We start from the raw sequence: 20,206 nt of genomic DNA, 5'->3' as shown, positions 1-20,206 counted from the left end.
AGATGTCTATCAAGACAAAGATGGTGAAATTGTTCTTTTCTTCAAAGATGATATGACAGGAAAAGATGGCAAATTTGATCCAGGTGAAAACCAAGTTGGCTTAACTGTTGAGGGTTCAGGTAAAGCTGGTCTTAAAATGACAAGTTATTTCTTCGAAAAAATCAACGCTGCTGGTATTCCAACACATTATATCGACGCAAATATTGAAGATCGTCAAATGCGTGTTAAAAAAGTATCAGTATTCGGTCATGGATTAGAAGTTATTTGCAGATACCGCGCAGTGGGTTCATTTATCCGCAGATACGGTGACTATATCGAAGAAGGCGCACCACTTAACGCATATGTAGAAATGACTTTAAAAGATGATGAAAGACAAGATCCACTCATCAACAAAGCAGGTCTTGAAGCGTTAAACATCTTAAAACCAGGTGAATACGACGAAATTGCTAAATTAACAGTAAAAATTTCAGACATCATTAAAGAAGAGCTTGCACAAAAAGGTTTAGAACTTTACGACATTAAATTAGAATTTGGTCGCGATGAAAAAACTGGCGAAGTTTTACTTATTGACGAAATCTCTGGCGGTAACATGCGTGTGTTTGATAAAGACGGCAAATACATTGAACCTTTAGAGTTTGGAGAGTATTTATTCTAATTAAACGAAAGCTGAGATCGTTTTTTGATCTCAGCTTTTTTATTTATAAGGCTTTCACAAATTCTATATAGTGCTTGCTGCCTTCAATCAATTCGTTTTTCGTCGCATGATTCACTGTACCATATTGTTCAAAGTGTCCTTTATATTGGGCACCGATATAATTAAAAGTCGCAACGAATGGTGAAAGTAATGTGTCTAACGTGAATCGATTCGAACCTTCTTCTGAATAATCTTCTTCTAAACTGCCAACTGTCGTCGCAATCGCAAATTTTTTATCACGAAGTTTCGTTCCTTCTGGACCATATGCAAAATTAAATAAAAATACTTCATCTTGATATTGTTTCAATAATGGCGGACTACTATACCAATACAATGGAAATTGGAATACTATTGTATCGTAACTCATTAATCTTTCTTGTTCGCGTGCAACATCAATGTTTCTGTCAGGGTACAATTCATATAAATCGACCACATCAATTTGTTCGTTTATCAAAGCATTTTTCCACATACGATTAACTACTGAGTTTTCCATATCTGGATGGATAATAATGACTAATTTTCGCATCTTTGCACTCCTTTGATCTTCTTCAATACTCGAAATGATTATAACTTTTAAACATTTCTTTTGCCATGATGCTTCACAAAAATTGCGAACATTTTCTATTAAAAAAACTGTTAACCACAATTTGTGATTAACAGTTTATCCATTATTTAGCTTCCTTGATCTCCTCAGCTAATTTATCACTATATCCAAAGAACCAAGTTAATACAAAAGCTGTCGCAAATGAAATTACTAATACTAATAAATAAAGTGGCAATTGGCCAATATCTTTTAAGAATAATAAGATACCTGGCAATACAGTAATCGCCATACCTGATGCTTTTAAGTGGAAAAGTGCTGCGAAGAATCCACCTACTGCTCCACCAATCAAACCACAAACAAAAGGTTTAAAGTAACGTAAGTTTACACCGAAAATCGCAGGTTCTGTAATACCAAGTAGTGCTGAAAATGCTGAAGGTAAAGCTAACGCTTTTAATTTCGCTTTTTTCGTTTTAAGTCCTACCGCAACAGCTGCTGCGGCTTGAGCTGTCATAGCTGCTGAAATAATCGGGTTGAATTCATTATAATGGAATTTTTCTAACAACTGAATTTCCATGAAGTTAAAGATGTGATGTACACCTGTAACCACGATAATTTGTTGGAAGAACCCAATTAAAAGTCCAGCGATACCGAATGGTAAAGCAAGTACCCATTCTGTTCCTGACAATATAATTGTTTCAATTGAATGGAATACAGGACCAATCACAAATAATCCTAAAGTAATCATCACAAGTAAGACTAAGAATGGTGTCACAATTAAATCAATCGCATCTGGAATACGTTTTCTCAATGCTTTTTCAAACTTAGCACCAATTAAACCAACGAAGAATGCAGGCAATACTGAACCTTGGTAACCGACAATCGGTATAAATCCAAAGAATTTAATAGCTTCTGCTGAACCATCACCTACTTCATACGCATTAGGCAATGCTGGGTTTACGAGCATCAATCCTAATACGATACCTAAAACAGGACTGCCACCAAAGACTTTAAAGGCACTCCAAGCAACTAATGCAGGCAGAAACGCAAAGGCAGTATCCGTCAGCACTTGTGTGAACAAAATAAAGTTTTGTGGGATATCTTTAGCTGTCATGCCCATCCAGCTTAAAATTTGGTCGTTCATTACGACACCGCGTAGTCCCATAAACAGACCTGTCGCAACTAAGACTGGAATAATCGGTACGAAAACATCACCGAACACACGAATCGCTCGTTGAAATGCATTGCCTTGTTTGGCACCCGCTTCTTTAACCTCTGATTTCGAACTGCCCTCTACACCTAATTGTGTAATTTCATTATAAATCTTGTTGACGGTACCGGTTCCAAAAATAATTTGAAATTGTCCCGAGTTATAAAAGGCACCTTTTACTTTTTCAATTTCTTCTACTTCTGCTTGATCTACTTTTTCATTATCTTTGACCATGATTCTTAAACGCGTCGCACAATGGGCAAGAGATTCAATATTTTCCTCTCCACCCACTGCTTGAATGACCGCTTCTGCTATTTTCTTATCACTCATTACTTTTCACCTCTCATAAACGTTGTCGTTTGTGTTTTTGTCGGCAGACTTTCTATCGCACCATATGCAGTAGTTGTTAATGCGCCGACCGCATTCGCAAATTTTAAAAATTGATGACTTTCTTCAAAAAGCTTGTGCTTACCATGTGTTAATAACTGATAGTTGATGGCACCGATAAAGGCATCACCCGCACCAGTTGTATCTAAAACTTCCACGTTAAAACCAGTTTCTTTTGCAATTAAGCCTTCTTTTGTATAAAGCGCAGCACCTGCTTTGCCTTCTGTATAAATAACAGCTTCTACATTGCCTTTAAAAAGCGAATCGATTGCTGCTTGTTTATCTTTAATACGCGTAATAAACTCTAATTCTTCATCTGAAATTTTGACAATATGTGCTTTAGGTATAAATTCTAATACAGTATGGTGTAATGCATCTAAATCATCCCAAAGCGGGAAGCGTAAGTTCGGATCAAAAACAACAGTCCCTTTTGCTTCTAACATTTGATCAATCAACATGCGGTGTGTTGCTTTCATTGGACAATCTACTAAATCAACCGAACAAAAATGCAGAATATCTGTCTCATCAAAGGATAAATCTGTTAACTGATACGCTTCCAACAACATATCTGCTGAAGGTTTACGATAAAACGCAAAGTCTCGTTCTCCCGCTGCGGTTAAGCTGACAAATGCGAGTGCTGTATTCGCTGTCGATGTTTGTTTCAAATACTGCGTATCGACACCAACATCCTTGAGTTTATCTTCTATTTTCTCGCCGAATGCATCATCACCGACTTGTGTAACCACTGCCGCATTGCCGCCTAATTTTGCGACACAACTTGCGACGTTTGTAGGTGCACCGCCGACTTGCGGTGAAAACTGTGTCACTTCTTTTAATTTCGCATCACGTTCACTAGGGATAAAATCGATTAATGCTTCTCCAACTGCATATAATTTATTCATGATTACCCTCTTTTCAATTCATATTGTTTCGTTTCCATTTTGACCGTTCCTGACTCTGACGATAGTTGACAATATTGATATGGTTTAACAGGAAACAGTCTAGACGTCATCACATGTGTACCTTCATTAATGAAGATTTCTATACTTGATGTATCTATAAAAATTCTCAATGATTTTAAAGCATCAAATAACTGTACACTTCTCTTTTGATTATCTTGATTGTTTGGTAATTCACCACTCTGGCTGCGATCTAGTTCAAAAACTCCTGTATTTTTATCATACGTTATTTTAACCGCTTCTTCGACTTGATTAGAAAAAACTATGCTTAATACATCCGCTTCATTTTCAACAATTGAAATGTTGATTTCTGAACGGTCTGGTTGAATCAAATCTAATACAGTGTTGTCATTAGTGATATCCATTGTTGTTTCATTACTGCGAACTCTCAACTTTTCTACATCTGGATGTACCGTTTGTATTAATGTATTCTCTTTAACTTTCAATACCCTCGGCAAAGTCAGACAATGTGCCCAGTTATAAACATCTGTTGGATAGTTAATGTCTGGTAAACCCATCCATCCGATTAAGACACGTTCGCCTTCTTTAGAAATAGTTGTTTGCGGCGCATAAAAATCAAAGCCGTGATCTAATTCAACAAATCCATCATGTTTCATTTCTAAAGTCTTTAAATCAAAATCTCCTATGATATAACCGGATTGATAGATATTGCGATAGTTCATCCCATCTGCTTCTAACCCTTGTGGACAAAAAATTAACACATCTTTATTTCCTAATTTAAATAAATCTGGGCATTCCCACATATATCCGAAATCTGATAAACCTGTTTGAATTTCTCCGAGTAAATGAAACTTGAATGTTGTATCACCTTGATAGATTAAAGCACGCCCTGTTTGTGCTGTAGTTTGTGCACCAATCACGAAATAATAATTTCCATTTTCCTGCCAAACTTTCGGATCTCTAAAATGGTCGGTATAACCTTGCGGTGAACCTTCAATGAGTGGCTGTTTGTCCTTCACTTGAAACGCGTCATTTAATGTCGCTACCATTTGATAAGGTACACGTTTCCAATCTTTTGTCCTATGATTACCTGTATAGAATAAATACAACTGGTCTTCAATTTGTATACTAGATCCACTATAAGCACCATGCGAATCATATGTGGTATCAGGATAGACGACTGGCCCTTTATTTTCAAAATGAATCAAATCATCAGAAACAACGTGATACCAATATTTCAAACCATGAACAGGACCTAACGGATACCATTGATAAAATAAATGGTATTGACCTTTAAAGTAAATGAAGCCGTTCGGATCATTTAACAATCCTGAAACAGGTTGAACATGAAAGTGTTGTCGCCAAGGCGATTGATGCACTTTGTCTGTCATACTTTCAAATTCTTCATTTGTAATTGAAGATAACCCTCGATACCTTGCTTCGCGTGTCCATTCCATCCTATCACTCCCTTCTATTTGGAACCGGTTCCAAAACACTGTAAAAGTAAAACGCTTTCACAAACATTTTACTCATTGCTTTCAGATAAGTCAATACTGTTATTTTTAATAAACTCAAAATCCATCACTTCTATTTGTTTAATCGCTTCACCATTGATAATACGAATTAAATTTTGGGCAGCTTTCTCACCTGTTTGTTTATAGGGAAAGCTGATTGTCGCAAGAGATGGTGTGACAATAGAGGTTGTATCATAGCCTCCGAATCCCGCTATTGATAGTTGATTTGGAACTTGAATATGTTGATTATGGGCAGCTTTTAAGGTTCCTAACGCAATATTATCTGTCCCGCAAATTAATGCATCGTATTGAGACACTAACGGTTTTGCAGCGACTACAGCTTGTTGTAAATCAAAAGTTGTGTAATAAACATCAGGCGTTTGATTATATCGTTTTAAACCTGACAATATACCTTTTTTTCTTTCAACACCTACTGCTTTATCATATTCATCGACACCTAAATATGCGATACGTTTAAAGTTTTGTTGTCCAAATAATTCTCCAATAGTGCGCCCCGCTTCAAAATCATTTTGTATTACAGAAGGTACATGTTCATCTGACTGCCCGACTAATATAACAGGAGCCTTTATTTCTTGTATCGCTTCAATGTGTTGCTTTGTGATTTGTGTGGCGATTAATAAAATACCATCTACTTTATTTTTATTTAGTGTATATAATGCTTCTATTTCTTGTTCAATACTTTGACTCGTATTAACAATCAGGGTTTGGTACTTAATTTCACGTAAGTAAGTATCTGCACCTTCAAGAATCTGATTTGCTGCATAGGAATCAAGTCTAGGAATAATCGCACCAATCATGAATGTACGTTTGGCTTTTAAAGATTGTGCAAATTGATTAGGTGAATAGCCTGTTTCCTGCACGATTTTATCTATTTTATCCTTAGTTTTCTGGCTGACTGATCCGCCATTTAAGTATCTTGATACAGTGCTTTTTGATACGTTTGCCATTGATGCGATATCTGAAATATTCATAGTCACCCTCCTTCCTTTATGATTTCAAGTCATTTAATATGTATTATAAAATATTAACCTTTTTTCTGCTTGTGCTTATTATAATCAAGAAATCATTCATTAATCAATAATTTCTGAATAAATTAATCTTTTCTTTATAAAGCAAAAGGCAAAATCTCTGCTGAATACAGAAATTTTGCCTTTATTTTAAAGCTGATTAACTTGTGTAATTTTCAGTCCAGAAAGGCTGTCGTTCATCATTGAAATCAACACCGACACCTAAGTTTTTAAAGCTTGGTTGTAAAATATTTTTTCGATGTCCTTCTGAATTCATCAGACCTTCATGTGCGAAAATACTATTTTGATGGCCGTACGCTAAGTTTTCACCCGCGCTATTATAATCAATGCCATCCTTTTTCATACGATCAAATGGAGATTCTCCTTTTGGATTAGTATGATCAAAGTAATGGTTGTCAGCCATATCTTTACTGTGTTTTCGTGCAGTATTAGAGATTGCATCACTATATTTCAATACAGATAAGCCTTTTTGAACACGCTCTGCATTGACTATATCAAAGTTTTGCATCTCAAAACTCTGAGCAAGTGAAGACGATGGCGCACCGTAAGGTTTAGTTAAACGATGTTCCATTTCCTTACTAATCTGCATGACACCTGTTACTTGATTATTTTCATGCTTGTCATAAAAGACGGACGTATAAATACCATCTTTATCAAAGACATCATATTCATCGCTCGTAATTTGGTATCTATAATTACCTTTCGTCATTTCATCAATCGGTTGGCCTAGTCTATCTCTTACAGCTGATTTCGGCGAACCATACTTGATTTTAGATTTAGAAGAGATAACATTTTGATTGCTATAGATACCATTCACTTTATTATTCATATAACTGACCATTACGAATGAATGGTAATCTTTATGGTATGTGTACCATTTTAAACCATATTCATTTGCGCTGACACGCTCAGGTTTACCTAAAGCCTGTTCGACTTCTTCTTTTGTCATATTCATTTGAATGTTATTTAAAGCAAAATCTTGCTTATCCGGCACTTTAAGTGCTGTTTCATTGGCACTTTCTTGTGCAGTGATTGCTTGTATTTTGGCTTTTGCTTGATTTTGAATGTCAATCATCCATGGTGTCTCTTTAACAGGAATGATTAAAGCAGCAAGTAACAGGATGACTACAAATGAAAATGTGCGTCTGATCGTCTACACCTCCAGAAGGTAAAGCTTAGTCTCTATCACCATTGAAGATAGAGTTTCTTACGATGACATAATCTACTTTTCTTAATTCAAGCAAGTCTTTACCGCCTGCATAAGAAATAGAGCTTTGTAAGTCCTGTTGCATTTCATTCAATGTGTCTGCTAATGAACCTTTGTGTTCTACAAACATTTTCTTACCTTCAACGTTTTTGCGCTCACCTTTTTGGAATTCAGAAGCACTGCCGAAGTATTCTTTGTATAATTTACCATCAAGTTCTACTGTTTCACCTGGTGATTCTTCATGTGCCGCAAATAATGAGCCAATCATAACCATTGAAGCACCAAAACGAATTGATTTCGCGATGTCACCGTGTGTTCTGATACCGCCATCAGCAATAATTGGTTTACGTGCTGCTTTACTGCAGTGGTTTACTGCAGCTAATTGCCAACCGCCTGTACCGAATCCTGTTTTGATTTTTGTAATACATACGCGGCCTGGTCCGATACCGACTTTTGTCGCATCTGCACCAGCGTTTTCTAATTCTCTTACACCTTCAGGCGTACCTACGTTACCTGCGATCACAAATGAATCTGGTAAATATTCTTTCAAGTGGCGAATCATGTTAATGACTTGTTCTGAGTGACCATGAGCAATATCAATTGTGACATATTCAGGTTTTAAACCTTGTTCAGCAATTTCTTTAACGAAATCATATTCATTATCTTTAACACCTACAGAAATAGATGCGAATAATCCTTTATCTTGCATTTTTTTGATGAATGGAATACGCGCTGCTTCATCAAAACGATGCATAATATAGAAGTAATCATTTTCTGCGAACCACTCTGCAAGTTTTTCATTCATAACCGTCTGCATATTTGCAGGAACAACCGGCATCTTAAAACAACGCGGTCCGAATTGGATTGATGTATCACATTCTGAGCGGCTTTTCACTATACATTTATTAGGAATCATTTGGATATCTTCATAATCAAAAATTTTCATATCTATCTAACACCTTCCCCTTTATTTTCTCTAACTCAAAAAGTCCAATATACATCATACTACCTCATTACGACTTTTACCATAAAAAAGCGTGTATTCTCTCTAAAAATACACAAAAAAAGAACACATTTCATTCAAGAAATGTGTTTCATGATAAATTGATTGCTAAAAACTAGAAATTACCAGCTTGCTTTTCTTACGCCTGAAATTTGACCTTTATGTGCATGTTCTCTGAATGCAATACGTGACATTTCGAATTTTCTCATTACGCCACGAGGTCTTCCAGTTACTTTACATCTACGAGTTAAACGTGTTGGTGATGAATCTCTAGGTAATTTTCTTAATGCTTCATAGTCACCTTTAGCTTTTAACTCTTGACGTTTTGCGTAATATTTAGCAACGAGTTCTTCTCGTTTTTGTTCTTTAACAACTTTTGATTTTTTTGCCATTAAAGTTCCTACCTTTCTTAATAGTAAATGTTCATAATCGTAATTATTACGATTTATATCATAACACAATTTCCATCTTTATCAATACTTTTTGCTCATTTTTTAGGCAAAGTTATTTACTAATCGTAAATTTTTCTATACAATAGAATACATTGAGCTTATGCTGCTTATTTTATCCATCTTGCACGATATGCATGATTGTGGTAAATTTAAGTGCGTAAGTATTGCTAATAACTTAATAGAAAGGGTGTCTACATTGCGCGTAAACGTAACATTAGCTTGCACAGAATGCGGCGATCGTAATTATATTACTACTAAAAACAAACGTAACAATCCTGAACGTATCGAAATGAAAAAATACTGCCCAAGATTGAACAAATATACATTACACCGCGAAACTAAATAATGTATTGAAACTACGATAGTGAACTTACCTATTCAAATCGGTAACGTTCACTTTTTTTATTGTTGGGTCTAAATATACACCTCTCCTTCTATTTTGTCTAATACGCTCTTACTATATCAACTAAGAATTTATGTCAATTTAACGGACACAATGAACAAAATTCTGTCATTTTTCTGAATTTTTTAAAATATTTGATTTAATGCATCAAAGGTCATTGATTAGTCGTATAAAAACAATTAGAATAGAGTACATATATTTTAATTTAAAGATTAGAGGTAACGCATATGGATGAAAACAAAATGAATAGAGGACTCAGTTCTCGCCATATATCAATGATTGCTATCGGGGGTGCAATCGGTACAGGTCTCTTTATCGCAATGGGCGGCGTCATTTCTCAAGCTGGTCCTGGCGGTGCGATTGCAGCGTATCTGATTATTGGTGTCATGTTATATTTCTTAATGTCATCAGTCGGAGAACTTGCAACCTTTTATCCTGTATCAGGTTCTTTCAGTTCTTATTCAACACGATTCGTTGACCCCTCACTTGGTTTTACAGTCGGTTGGTTATACTGGGCAATGTGGTCACTTGTGACAAGCGTTGATGTTATTATCGCATCAAATGTCTTGTACTATTGGGACACATTTAAGTTCTTCTCTCCACTTACATGGAGTTTAATATTTATCACGTTCTTACTATTATTGAATATCTTTACGGTAAGAGCCTTCGGTGAAGCGGAATTCTGGTTAGCAGCTATTAAAGTTGTGACGATTATCGTTTTCATCGTTATAGGTGTTTTAACTATCTTTGGTATTCTTGGCGGTCATACGTATGGTTTTAAAAACTTCACTGTCGGTGAAGCACCATTTGTTGGCGGTATCTCTGGTTTCTTAAGCGTTCTGCTTATCGCTGGATTCTCTGTCGGTGGTACGGAAATTGTAGCGGTCACAGCTGGTGAATCAGATGATCCTAAAAAATCAATGCCAAGTACTATTAAATCAGTATTCTGGAGAATTTTATTATTCTATGTTCTTTCAATCGCAGTCATTTCAGCGATTTTACCTTACAATGAACCGTTATTACTTAATAAAAGTGAATCTGTAACACAAAGTCCATTTACGATTGTGTTCGATAGAGTCGGTATCGCCTTTGCAGCTTCTGTCATCAATGCGGTTATTTTAACATCACTATTATCAGCTGCTAACTCAGGTATCTATTCAACAAGTCGTATGTTGTTCTCACTTAGTACAGATCGACAAGTGCCGAAATTCTTAAGTTATTTGCATGGTAAAACAAAGTTACCGATTCCAGCCATCTTAACGAACTTCGTAATTGTTGTGGCGGTCATTATTTTAGCGAACTTCCATGCGAATGCGATTTTCACATTACTTGGTATTATAGGGCAACTTGTTATCTTCGTATGGGCAGCCGCAATCTTCTCGCAAATCAGATTGCGTAAAGGATTAAAAGCACAAGGTATAGATATTAATGAACGTTTACCTTATAAAACACCGTTATATCCGCTAGGACCGATTCTTGTTTTAGCTATACTCGTGTTCTTGTTATTCGGTGGTTCATTTGAAAATATGATTCACTTGAATGTCGGCGGATTAATTAAAGACTTCGTACCGATTGTAGTGCTCTTTATTATTTTCATTGTTCATAAAATCATTAAGAAAACAAAACCTGTTAAATTGAAAGAAATGGATGTAAGAAGTTTCGAAGAATTTAATAAAGTGAAATAATTATTCACACTGACAGATTGGCTTTGGCCAATCTGTTTTTTGTTTCTTCTTATAACTTTTAAGATTTTAACGTTTATGGATATGTAGTATAATAGGAGTAATAAGACGAGAAATCGAGGTGTTACAACATGGTAGGACAAACAAATTTATTTGACGATGTTTTGAAGGAAGATGAACGTTTTGTGATTGTCGTTCAGTCTCTTGAAGAAAAAAATGGCAGACTTATCAAAAGAACTTTAAGAGAATATCCAAGTCTAGAACATGATCAAATGGTACCTCTATTTGAACACTTAAAAGATGTTTACCTAAGTGAACCGTTTGAAACTGGACAATCATCATTTATTATCACAGTCTATACAAACTTAGACTACTCTGCTGATAATATTTATGCTCTTGTAAAACGAAACCATGGCATGCATGAATGGACACATACAGCTAAATAAGATGTATCGCATACAAAAGGAGACTCTCTTGAACAGAAAGTCTCCTTTTGTATTTAAATCTATAAAATTTTCTTTAAGGCATAGACAATACCGTCTGAGTTATGATCTAACGTCACAAAATCAGCGATTTCTTTTAACGCATCACGTGCATTGCCCATTGCGACAGCATACCCTGCTTCTTCCATCATAGAATAATCATTCATACTATCACCAAATGCGATAGTCTCACTGATATCGATGCCGACTTTTTCGCATAACGCATGTAATGCATTACCTTTAGACACACCATGCGGCACAAATTCTAAGAAGAAGGGTTTACTTGTCGTCACATCGATTTGGTCGTTAAACACACCGCCAAATGCTTTAGAGAGTTCTTGAATATGTGATTCGTAGTCTACGCCCAGCACTTTCGCAACAGGATTTTGAATGAATGCTTTCAAATCATCTGTGCGATGCATAGGTAACCCTGTTAACCCAGACTCAATATTCATATACTCATGTTCACCTTCATAGATAATATGACCGTCTTGATACGTCAACACAAAGATATTATTATCGCGACAATAATCTACAATACGGTCAAAGTCTTTTTTAGAAATACTTTGTTCGGCTTCAAGCTCTCCATCTCTAACACGTGTTGTACGACTGCCGTTAAAACTGATGACATAACTATCATGCTCATGAAGATGCAAGTCTTTTGCGATTGGCAACATACCTTCTGTTGGACGTCCTGAAGCTAAGACAACATGATATCCTTTATCTTGTAATTCAATTAAATATTTTGCAGTATCTGGACTGACTTGATTCTCTGAATTCAACAAAGTATCATCCATATCCATTACTATCATTTTATAGCTGCTCATTTGATGTGCAGTGCTCCTTTCAAGCGTATTCCATCAAATTATATCGCATTTCTTCATTAATCATAAACTTTTTCAACGATAATTCCGCTTTTATTGACTGAAATTAATTCAGATTCACAATCTGGCAACTCTTTGTTCAATCTTCTGACTAATTTACCGCTTTTAGAAGGATCAATTAATGTTAAAATCGTCGGACCAGCCCCACTGATAACTGTCGCATAAGCATGATATTCACGACCTAACGCTTTAACGCGTTGAAATTCTGGGATTAAATCTTGACGATACGTTTCATGGAACCCATCCATTTCCATCAACATACCTGCTAATTGATAATCATGCTGCATCAATGCACTTAACATCGTGTTACTGATGGCACTGTATTGAACCGCTTGTTCATGTTCAAAGCTTTTCGGCAAAACTTGTCTAGAGTCATGTGTCTTCAACTCGTAGCTTGGAATAGTGATCACGAGGTTCACGTATGGAGGTTCTATTGAAGAAATGTATGTTTCTTTTGTTTCATGATTATAAAATCCAGCAATCATCCCACCATAAATCACAGGGGCAACATTATCTGGATGTCCTTCTATTTCTGTTGCGGCTTCGACCATTTCAAATTCTGATAATTGTAAGTGACCGAAGAAATCTGCTAAATAAATACCTGCAACTAAAGCAGAAGCCGAGGACCCAAGTCCTCTGGCTAAAGGAATTTCACTCCGCATAGTGACATCTAATGGCGGCACTGACATATCATATTTCTGTTCAAGAAACTGTACAACTTGATAAATCAGATGGTGTTCATCTGTCGGTAAGCCATGCAAGTTGTCACCTTTATGATGGAAGTGCCATCGATCATCTGCACTCACTTCTGCTTCAACATATAGGAACTTATTTAATGCGAGTCCGATTGAATCAAAGCCTACGCCAAGATTGGCAGTAGAAGCGGGAACTTTAAGTTTTAAACTTTCTCCCATTAATGTATAGCTCCTTTGATATATTTAATAATACTTGCTTTATCATTTGGTAAAGATTTAATCGGGTTGTCTAATAATGAGATGGCAGTATCAGGGTCTTTCAAGCCATTACCAGTTAACACTGCAGTGACTGTAATATCTTTTGGTAATTTACCAGCTCTATGCAATTTAATTAATCCAGCAATTGAAGCGTTACTTGCAGGTTCTGCAAACACACCTTCTTTAGAAGCAAGTAATTGATAAGCTTCTAAGATTTCTTCATCTGTCACACTATCAATCAAGCCGTTAGATTCATCCAAAGCTTTCACTGCTTTATCCCAACTTGCTGGGTTACCGATACGAATCGCAGTTGCGACTGTTTCAGGATTTTTAATGACTTTGTTCTGTACGATTGGTGATGCACCTTCCGCTTGGAATCCAAATAATTTCGGTAAGCCTGTTTGATGTTTATCATTAAACTCTTTGAAGCCTTTCCAATACGCAGTGATGTTACCTGCGTTACCGACAGGGATGGCTAATACATCTGGTGCTTTGCCGCCTAATTGATCGACTACTTCAAATGCACCTGTTTTTTGACCTTCGATACGGTATGGGTTAATTGAGTTAACAAGTTCAATTTCGCCTTCTTCTTTCGCAACTTCTTTAACAATTTCTAACGCTTCATCAAAGTTGCCTTCAATCGATACAATTTCTGCTCCGTACATGACAGCTTGTGATAATTTACCTAAAGCGATTTTACCTTCAGGAATAACTACGATTGCTTTCAAGCCTGAACGTGCCGCATATGCAGCTGCAGAAGCCGAAGTATTACCTGTTGATGCACAAATCACTACTTTTTTACCTTCTTCTTTTGCTTTAGTGACTGCCATGACCATACCACGGTCTTTAAATGAACCTGTCGGATTCGCACCTTCAAATTTTACAAACAAGTTAATACCTAACATGTCTGATAATGTATCACAATGAATCAACGGCGTTTGGCCTTCATTTAAAGTTACATTCGGTGTGTTGTCGTTAACTGGGAGATATGCTTTGTATTCTTGTACTAAACCTTGCCATCTTTTCATTTTAATTAAACCCCTTCTACTGGATAAACTTTTTCCACTGGATATTTGCCTTGTGCTAAAATTTCATCAGCTGGAACATTGATACTTTTTACAATGACAGCTGCTGTGTTGTCATCTCGTTCAATGACATTGAGTGATTTGTGAAGCGGTAATTGTGCTTTAACCTCTTCTTCAACTCTTTTAACCGGTGCACCATTTGTTTGTAAAACAACATAGTAACTACCTTTTTCTTTTAATTTTGTCGGTTCATCTGCATCGATCATTTCTTTTGCATGACCTGTTTTCAATTCGAAATGCGGCGGTAAAGTATGCAAGTTAGATTCGAATTGCAGTGAAACGTTAAGTAAGTCGCTGACTACTGCACTACCTGTAGCTAAGCTACCTGCACCTTTACCATAGAACATCGTTTCTCCAACAGAGTCGCCGATAACATAAATCGCATTATATTCATCTTCAACTGATGCTAATTGATGTCTTTCATCGATTAAGGTTGGTGCAACAGATGTTTCAATAACACCATTATCAAATGTACCTTTACCGATTAATTTAATTTTATAACCAAGCGCTGTTGCGGCTTTGATATCCTCTACTGTTACTTCAGAAATACCTGTTACTTTAACTTCGTCTAAACTGATAACTCGGTTGAATGATAAGTATGTAACGATGACTACTTTACGTGCCGCATCGATACCTTCAACATCATCGGTTGGATCTGCTTCAGCAAAACCTAAACGTTGCGCCTCATCCAAAGCTTCTTTAAAGCTTGCGCCCTCTTTTGTCATCTTAGATAAAATGAAGTTGGATGTACCGTTTAAAATACCCATGAATTTACTGATGTTGTTCGCATTTAAACCATTGTTGATTGCGTTGACGATTGGAATACCGCCTGCCACACTGGCTTCGAATTTTAAAGCAACGCCATTTTCTTCTGCTAAATCTTCTAATGTGCGTAAATGAACCGCTAATAAATCTTTGTTAGCAGTAATCACATGTTTGCCCTGTTTTAATGATTTTTTCAACCACTCAACAGTAGGTTCGATACCGCCCATCACTTCAATCACAATGTCGACTTCATCATCATTTAAGATTTCATCCACATCTTCAGTCAGATGGTATTTACTGATATTTAAGGGACGTTTTTTCTTTTTATCTCTAACAAGAATATGTTTGATGTGAAGATCTTTGTGAATCGTATCTTTAATCTGTTGATGATTCTCTTCAATAATTTTAACTACTCCTGAGCCCACTGTTCCCAGACCGAGCAAAGCGATGTTTAACTTCTTCATAATTACATTCCTCCGTTTGTTCGTTCTAAAAAAACACCTGTACTATTGAAAAATACTTGATTATGGTTTAGTATAAATTCATTCATCAAAATTGTAAAGTTCAAAAAATTTGGAATATGTTGAAATTTTAGCATTTTTCACCCAAAAAACAAAGCAGTATATTATTAAGATTGATAGAAAGGTTGATTAAATATGAAAGTAGCTAAATTTGGCGGTAGTTCCGTCGCTTCAGCAAGCCAAATTCAGAAAGTGTTAAACATCATCAATAGCGATGACGAAAGAAAAATAATCGTTGTGTCTGCTCCTGGTAAAAGACATTCTGAAGATATTAAGACAACAGATTTGTTGCTTAGGCTTTATGAAAAAAGTGTAGCAAAATTAGATTATCAAAATAAAAAGGAAGAAATTATCGAACGTTATGCAGATATCATCCGTGATTTAAACATGGACGAAAATATTTTAACAGAATTCGATGATATTCTTGAACAGCGTATCAAAGCCAACCAAAGCAATCCGCCTCGTTTAAAAGATGCATTACTTTCTTGTGGTGAAGACTTTAACGCTCGCTTAATCGCACAATATAATAACGCTCAAGGTGTTCCAACTACATATGTGTCTCCTTTAGACGCAGGTATTACCGTAACCAACACGCCTCAATTTGCTCAAATCTTAGAAGAATCTTATGATAAAATTTACAATCTAAGAAAAATTGAAGGAAAAATTATCGTTCCAGGTTTCTTCGGTTACTCGAAACAAGGTAATGTTGTCACTTTCCCTCGCGGCGGTTCTGATATCACTGGTGCAATCTTGGCACGCGGTGTACGCGCAACGTTGTATGAAAACTTTACAGATGTTTCAGGTATCTATCGTGCAAATCCGAACTTAATCAAAAACGCTGAAATTATGGAAGAAGTAACATATAGCGAAATGCGTGAACTTTCATATGCAGGCTTTAGTGTTTTCCACGACGAAGCCCTTCAACCTGTACAAAAAGAACGTATTCCAGTCGTAATTAAAAATACAAATCGTCCTGAAGATCCAGGTACTTTCATCAGATACGACCGTGAAATTAAACCAGACCACTTGATTACAGGTATTAGCTGTGACAAAGGCTTTACAGTCATTAACGTACGTAAATACTTAATGAACAGACAAGTTGGTTTCACACGTAAAATCTTATCAGTACTTGAAGACTACAATATCTCATTTGACCATATGCCTTCTGGTATTGATAACGTCAGTATTATCATGCGAACACATCAAATTCGCGGCAAAGAAACAAAAGTGTTAAATGAAATTCGTAAACAATGTGATGTTGATGAATTAGGTATTGATAACGACTTAGCTGTGATGATGGTTGTTGGTTTAGGTATGAACCAAATGGTCGGTACTGCCAATATGATTACATCTGCACTCGCAAAAGCGAATATTAACCTGAAAATGATCAACCAAGGTGCGTCTGAAATTTCAATGATGTTCGGTATCAGCGTTAAGGATGCTGACGATGCCGTACGTGCAGTTTATGATGGAAGTTGTGCCCATGCGAAAGAAAATTTACAATTAAAATAATCTGAATTTAAACAATATTTAGTTAAAATTTAAAGATATAAAAATACAAGAGTGTTGCGACTAAGCAACGCTCTTGTTCTTTTTACGATGCGTATAATGCATCATGCAGGCGTTCTTCACCTACGACCACGCGTAACATAACGAATTGATAATAACTCAATGCATCAATCACAGCTTTGTTGTTAAAACTACTGCGATGTACTGAAGGTTGCAGCAACTCATACATCAGAACGATTTCTGGTTTAATATAATCAACGCCCCAAGGTAAAGAATGGAAATAAATATGTTTTTCAGGCAATCGAATGTTGTGGTTGAATCTAAACATCCACTCTTTGTTATGTACATCATAAATATAAATAGTCATAATTCTTTGCCCATGTATTTCTACTTCTAAATGTGTTAGTTGAGAGAATTTCGTATCTCTTAATTTTTCACTGACATTCCCTTCTGAATCTATGTATCGAATACGATAATTATCCGGGATATTCTTTAAAACTTTAGTAAGGTTCTTACGTTTTACGCAAATATCTACTGTATCGTTAATAATAAATTCATTTTTCAAGAATAAAAGTTTTGCAGTCTCTCCGAAAAATTTGATTTCATCATTGGTATTCTCTATTAATCTATCAACCAAGAAATTTAAATCTTCATTATTAGACTTTTGCATTCTGACACCTCCTACTAGTAAGCGCTTACAATAATGGTTATATTTTCTCTCTATTCATATTCATTTTAGCGTGTGTTTCACTACTTGTCTATCATTTAATTTACATATCCGATATGAATATAACGCTGATTTGATTCTATAAAATCAGGATAATTAACAACAAAACTGTGTCGCGCTTGTTGGATCAACGTTTTTTGCAATGCCCCTATTTCTGAATGCACTTGATATAAACTACCTTGTTCATCTATGTAACTCGCTGCGCAGAAATAGACATCTATTTGAAGAGTTTTAAATGATTCCACCATTGTATCACCAGTAATAATATGTAAGCTTGAATCCACTTTACCTGGCGCAAAAATAATATTTGAAAAAGTATTTTGACACACATACTGCATAATATCAGTGGAAAATGTGACAACAGAAACATGTCTCTCCTGTTCAGCCAAACAGTCTAAGACATAATAAGAAATAGGATGATTATCTAATGCGATAACTGCATTAGGAGGAATATTATTATAAAAGTCTGATAAATCTGTTTTATTCTTTATAATAGAGAACAATTTTTAAACTCCTTTTGTTATACCAAGTAACCCTATTGGATTTATAAACTTTATTTTCATTCGTTAATTGAATTTTTAAAAATAGATACAATAATTTAAGTTAAAACTAAAGAATATCTCTTTTCAAAGTATAACTTTTTTATTATAATAATGTAGACGCAAGATATTATAAATACAACACGAGGTGAAATCATGTATTCTGAAAAAACACAGTCTACAGAATCGACTTTTTACTATGAATTGCATCGAAAAGAATTAATTAAAGCTTTGAAGCAGGAATATAACTTACGTTTCAACGATTTATTATTTTTAAAACACATTTTAGATCGTCAAAAGAAACTTATTCCTCTTCTTGAAGTGAAACACGGTATGAATTTCAGTTTAATGGAAATTCATAAATCGTTCAGCACATTAACGGAAATGAAAATCATCGGCAAGCAACGCTGCATCGATGATGAACGAAAAGTTTTCATTACTATTACAAGCGCACAAACGAAAAAAGCATTGAAACTGCTTGAGGAATTTGACGCTTTACAAAAATCTATCTTACAAGATACAAAAGCGTAATAGTTTTTAAGATATTTCATTGATTCCCAAGCTGAGTTGAAACCAAACACTTAAAATTGAATTTAACGATTAAAGTTCCAGACACATTTCCTACATATTCGTCTGGAACTTTTTTAGTATTATCATAATATGTCATAAATGTTACATTAATATTTTGTTAAGACTTTATTATTGATTTTTACCACTAAGAGTTAGATTATTAGGGTATGTTTAAATTTAACTACTTTTTATTGAGTAAGGAATGATAGGTATGTATTTAATATTACTTCTAGTTGCTGTCATCGTGATTTTGGCCATTGCGCTTGTTGTATCACGCAGCTTAATGCAGCACCGACTAGATACAGAGATTTATTCAAAAAATCAACTTGTAAGCAAGGTCAACACCTTACGTACAGAAGTCGCATCATTGAAAAATCAAATCATTAATGATGGTACACAACAACATCATTATGGTGTACGCAAAGCTAAACAATCTATCGAGAAAGTTATGCAAAGCTTAAAAGAAAATGGAGAAGTTAAGTTTTATCATATTGTTTCAACAGGCAATGTTGCTGTTAAACATCCACTCTTCGATTTCTTGCGTACTTTTGATTATGTAGTCATCACAGATAAAGGGTTGTTAAATATCGACGTGAAGAACTGGAAAGAAAAAACATTTTATCATTTCAGTGCTGAACCTGAAAAACCTATTGATACAAATGTAGAAGATATTGATCAAATTATCGGGCATTACATCGCAGATCAATATCAAAGTCAATTCCAGTCAACAAGAGAAGATATTTATACGTTCACTGAAAAAGTCAAAAGCAACAGTGTCACTTTTGATTTCTATGACTATGACCCGTACCTTACAGCTTCTGTGAACTCTAAAGAACTAAAAGATGCTTACGAAAAGAACTTCAATCAAAAAATTTCAAGTGTCGGTTTAGTATACTTTAGTGACGGTTCTGTAAATATCATTGATGGTCCGACTGAACGTCAAAAATATGTTGAGACCGCAACTTCTAAGCATGACTTAAAAGATGCGATTCGCAATATATTTATGCAGTCAAAACATGAAATCACTGAACAAGATTGCGAAAAGATTCTGGGCTACATCAATCAACCTTAATTAAAATAACGGACAAGCACATTCAGCTTGTCCGTTA

The 20,206-nt window shown here is 35.4% G+C and carries 21 protein-coding genes; 7 read left to right on the top strand and 14 right to left on the bottom strand.

The window, feature by feature from the left end:
• Nucleotides 1-655, top strand: a 655-nt coding sequence (locus tag HMPREF2846_RS12010; protein WP_070626759.1) for a phosphoribosylaminoimidazolesuccinocarboxamide synthase, incomplete at its 5' end; no start/stop codon positions are given.
• A gap of 43 nt (nt 656-698) precedes the next feature.
• On the opposite strand, the gene HMPREF2846_RS12005 is transcribed toward HMPREF2846_RS12010, so the two are convergent.
• The 8 genes from HMPREF2846_RS12005 to rpsN all read right to left on the bottom strand — a co-directional run bounded on the left by HMPREF2846_RS12005 (nt 699) and on the right by rpsN (nt 8,917).
• The gene (locus HMPREF2846_RS12005) at nt 699-1,220 is read right to left on the bottom strand and encodes an NAD(P)H-dependent oxidoreductase (RefSeq protein ID WP_070626717.1); all 522 of its coding nucleotides are present in this window, start codon (nt 1,218-1,220) and stop codon (nt 699-701) included.
• A 142-nt stretch (nt 1,221-1,362) separates the two neighbouring features.
• Nucleotides 1,363-2,775, bottom strand: coding sequence for a sucrose-specific PTS transporter subunit IIBC (locus HMPREF2846_RS12000; protein WP_002480848.1), 1,413 nt, complete (start codon nt 2,773-2,775; stop codon nt 1,363-1,365).
• Entirely contained in the window at nt 2,775-3,734 is a 960-nt protein-coding gene (locus tag HMPREF2846_RS11995) for a carbohydrate kinase family protein (RefSeq protein ID WP_070626716.1), read from the bottom strand. The genes HMPREF2846_RS12000 and HMPREF2846_RS11995 overlap by 1 nt, the downstream gene beginning before the upstream one ends.
• A 2-nt stretch (nt 3,735-3,736) precedes the next feature.
• On the bottom strand, nt 3,737-5,209 hold the full coding sequence (locus HMPREF2846_RS11990) for a sucrose-6-phosphate hydrolase (protein WP_070626715.1): 1,473 nt from the start codon (nt 5,207-5,209) through the stop codon (nt 3,737-3,739).
• Nucleotides 5,210-5,277: 68 nt separating this feature from the next.
• A complete protein-coding gene (locus tag HMPREF2846_RS11985) occupies nt 5,278-6,258 on the bottom strand; it encodes a LacI family DNA-binding transcriptional regulator (RefSeq protein WP_070626714.1) in 981 nt (326 codons plus the stop codon).
• A gap of 196 nt (nt 6,259-6,454) precedes the next feature.
• Nucleotides 6,455-7,390, bottom strand: coding sequence for a CAP domain-containing protein (locus HMPREF2846_RS11980; RefSeq protein ID WP_141751887.1), 936 nt, complete (start codon nt 7,388-7,390; stop codon nt 6,455-6,457).
• 100 nt (nt 7,391-7,490) lie between these two features.
• Nucleotides 7,491-8,468, bottom strand: a complete 978-nt coding sequence (guaC, locus tag HMPREF2846_RS11975; RefSeq protein ID WP_070626712.1) for a GMP reductase — start codon at nt 8,466-8,468, stop codon at nt 7,491-7,493.
• A gap of 179 nt (nt 8,469-8,647) precedes the next feature.
• A complete protein-coding gene (gene rpsN / locus HMPREF2846_RS11970; protein ID WP_070626711.1) occupies nt 8,648-8,917 on the bottom strand; it encodes a 30S ribosomal protein S14 in 270 nt (89 codons plus the stop codon).
• 256 nt (nt 8,918-9,173) lie between these two features.
• Here rpsN and rpmG point away from each other — a divergent pair, with 256 nt between their 5' ends.
• From rpmG to HMPREF2846_RS11960, 3 genes are all read left to right on the top strand, one after another.
• Nucleotides 9,174-9,323, top strand: a complete 150-nt coding sequence (rpmG, locus tag HMPREF2846_RS13995) for a 50S ribosomal protein L33 (RefSeq protein ID WP_001265708.1) — start codon at nt 9,174-9,176, stop codon at nt 9,321-9,323.
• A gap of 284 nt (nt 9,324-9,607) precedes the next feature.
• Complete coding sequence (locus HMPREF2846_RS11965; RefSeq protein WP_070626710.1) at nt 9,608-11,065, top strand: amino acid permease; 1,458 nt, start codon at nt 9,608-9,610, stop codon at nt 11,063-11,065.
• Between the two features lie 128 nt (nt 11,066-11,193).
• Nucleotides 11,194-11,508 (top strand): hypothetical protein, encoded by a 315-nt coding sequence (locus HMPREF2846_RS11960; RefSeq protein ID WP_002480840.1) that lies wholly within the window; start codon nt 11,194-11,196, stop codon nt 11,506-11,508.
• Between the two features lie 59 nt (nt 11,509-11,567).
• Here HMPREF2846_RS11960 and HMPREF2846_RS11955 read toward each other — a convergent pair whose 3' ends face one another.
• The 4 genes from HMPREF2846_RS11955 to HMPREF2846_RS11940 are packed head-to-tail and all read right to left on the bottom strand — an operon-like array spanning nt 11,568 to nt 15,695.
• Nucleotides 11,568-12,371, bottom strand: coding sequence for a Cof-type HAD-IIB family hydrolase (locus HMPREF2846_RS11955; RefSeq protein ID WP_070626709.1), 804 nt, complete (start codon nt 12,369-12,371; stop codon nt 11,568-11,570).
• 56 nt (nt 12,372-12,427) lie between these two features.
• Nucleotides 12,428-13,342 carry a homoserine kinase gene (gene thrB / locus HMPREF2846_RS11950; RefSeq protein WP_070626708.1) on the bottom strand — a complete coding sequence of 305 codons (915 nt, stop codon included), beginning with the start codon at nt 13,340-13,342 and terminating at the stop codon, nt 12,428-12,430.
• Nucleotides 13,342-14,409, bottom strand: a complete 1,068-nt coding sequence (gene thrC, locus HMPREF2846_RS11945; protein WP_057509855.1) for a threonine synthase — start codon at nt 14,407-14,409, stop codon at nt 13,342-13,344. Before thrC ends, thrB begins: the two co-directional genes overlap by 1 nt.
• Nucleotides 14,410-14,414: 5 nt before the next feature.
• Entirely contained in the window at nt 14,415-15,695 is a 1,281-nt protein-coding gene (locus tag HMPREF2846_RS11940) for a homoserine dehydrogenase (protein WP_002480836.1), read from the bottom strand.
• 192 nt (nt 15,696-15,887) lie between these two features.
• Between HMPREF2846_RS11940 and HMPREF2846_RS11935 the strand changes: the two genes are divergently transcribed.
• Entirely contained in the window at nt 15,888-17,264 is a 1,377-nt protein-coding gene (locus HMPREF2846_RS11935; RefSeq protein WP_002480835.1) for an aspartate kinase, read from the top strand.
• An 82-nt stretch (nt 17,265-17,346) separates the two neighbouring features.
• Here HMPREF2846_RS11935 and HMPREF2846_RS11930 read toward each other — a convergent pair whose 3' ends face one another.
• Complete coding sequence (locus tag HMPREF2846_RS11930; RefSeq protein WP_002480834.1) at nt 17,347-17,931, bottom strand: hypothetical protein; 585 nt, start codon at nt 17,929-17,931, stop codon at nt 17,347-17,349.
• A gap of 95 nt (nt 17,932-18,026) precedes the next feature.
• Nucleotides 18,027-18,491 carry a sugar phosphate isomerase family gene (locus HMPREF2846_RS11925; RefSeq protein ID WP_002480833.1) on the bottom strand — a complete coding sequence of 155 codons (465 nt, stop codon included), beginning with the start codon at nt 18,489-18,491 and terminating at the stop codon, nt 18,027-18,029.
• 192 nt (nt 18,492-18,683) lie between these two features.
• Between HMPREF2846_RS11925 and HMPREF2846_RS11920 the strand changes: the two genes are divergently transcribed.
• The gene (locus HMPREF2846_RS11920; protein WP_070626707.1) at nt 18,684-19,058 is read left to right on the top strand and encodes a transcriptional regulator, SarA/Rot family; all 375 of its coding nucleotides are present in this window, start codon (nt 18,684-18,686) and stop codon (nt 19,056-19,058) included.
• Between the two features lie 250 nt (nt 19,059-19,308).
• Entirely contained in the window at nt 19,309-20,169 is an 861-nt protein-coding gene (locus HMPREF2846_RS11915) for a hypothetical protein (RefSeq protein ID WP_002480831.1), read from the top strand.
• Nucleotides 20,170-20,206: the final 37 nt, after the last annotated feature.

It is taken from the genome of Staphylococcus sp. HMSC056G08, from assembly GCF_001812305.1.
GTDB classification, from domain to species: domain Bacteria; phylum Bacillota; class Bacilli; order Staphylococcales; family Staphylococcaceae; genus Staphylococcus; species Staphylococcus simulans.
Note: the sequence above shows the minus strand (reverse complement) of the source record. Positions and strands in the feature narration are given on the sequence as shown.

Excerpts from the sequence above, each read along its gene's own strand:
- HMPREF2846_RS11985 (WP_070626714.1), bottom strand. The coding sequence starts at position 6,258 with ATGAATATTTCAGATATCGCATCAATGGCAAACGTATCAAAAAGCACT.
- HMPREF2846_RS11990 (WP_070626715.1), bottom strand. The coding sequence starts at position 5,209 with ATGGAATGGACACGCGAAGCAAGGTATCGAGGGTTATCTTCAATTACA.
- rpsN (WP_070626711.1), bottom strand. The coding sequence starts at position 8,917 with ATGGCAAAAAAATCAAAAGTTGTTAAAGAACAAAAACGAGAAGAACTC.
- thrC (WP_057509855.1), bottom strand. The coding sequence starts at position 14,409 with ATGAAAAGATGGCAAGGTTTAGTACAAGAATACAAAGCATATCTCCCA.
- guaC (WP_070626712.1), bottom strand. The coding sequence starts at position 8,468 with ATGAAAATTTTTGATTATGAAGATATCCAAATGATTCCTAATAAATGT.
- HMPREF2846_RS11955 (WP_070626709.1), bottom strand. The coding sequence starts at position 12,371 with ATGAGCAGCTATAAAATGATAGTAATGGATATGGATGATACTTTGTTG.
- HMPREF2846_RS11930 (WP_002480834.1), bottom strand. The coding sequence starts at position 17,931 with ATGCAAAAGTCTAATAATGAAGATTTAAATTTCTTGGTTGATAGATTA.
- HMPREF2846_RS11940 (WP_002480836.1), bottom strand. The coding sequence starts at position 15,695 with ATGAAGAAGTTAAACATCGCTTTGCTCGGTCTGGGAACAGTGGGCTCA.
- HMPREF2846_RS11915 (WP_002480831.1), top strand. The coding sequence starts at position 19,309 with ATGTATTTAATATTACTTCTAGTTGCTGTCATCGTGATTTTGGCCATT.
- HMPREF2846_RS11980 (WP_141751887.1), bottom strand. The coding sequence starts at position 7,390 with ATGATTGACATTCAAAATCAAGCAAAAGCCAAAATACAAGCAATCACT.
- HMPREF2846_RS11965 (WP_070626710.1), top strand. The coding sequence starts at position 9,608 with ATGGATGAAAACAAAATGAATAGAGGACTCAGTTCTCGCCATATATCA.
- HMPREF2846_RS11920 (WP_070626707.1), top strand. The coding sequence starts at position 18,684 with ATGTATTCTGAAAAAACACAGTCTACAGAATCGACTTTTTACTATGAA.
- HMPREF2846_RS11935 (WP_002480835.1), top strand. The coding sequence starts at position 15,888 with ATGAAAGTAGCTAAATTTGGCGGTAGTTCCGTCGCTTCAGCAAGCCAA.
- HMPREF2846_RS11995 (WP_070626716.1), bottom strand. The coding sequence starts at position 3,734 with ATGAATAAATTATATGCAGTTGGAGAAGCATTAATCGATTTTATCCCT.
- thrB (WP_070626708.1), bottom strand. The coding sequence starts at position 13,342 with ATGGGAGAAAGTTTAAAACTTAAAGTTCCCGCTTCTACTGCCAATCTT.
- HMPREF2846_RS12005 (WP_070626717.1), bottom strand. The coding sequence starts at position 1,220 with ATGCGAAAATTAGTCATTATTATCCATCCAGATATGGAAAACTCAGTA.
- HMPREF2846_RS11960 (WP_002480840.1), top strand. The coding sequence starts at position 11,194 with ATGGTAGGACAAACAAATTTATTTGACGATGTTTTGAAGGAAGATGAA.
- HMPREF2846_RS12000 (WP_002480848.1), bottom strand. The coding sequence starts at position 2,775 with ATGAGTGATAAGAAAATAGCAGAAGCGGTCATTCAAGCAGTGGGTGGA.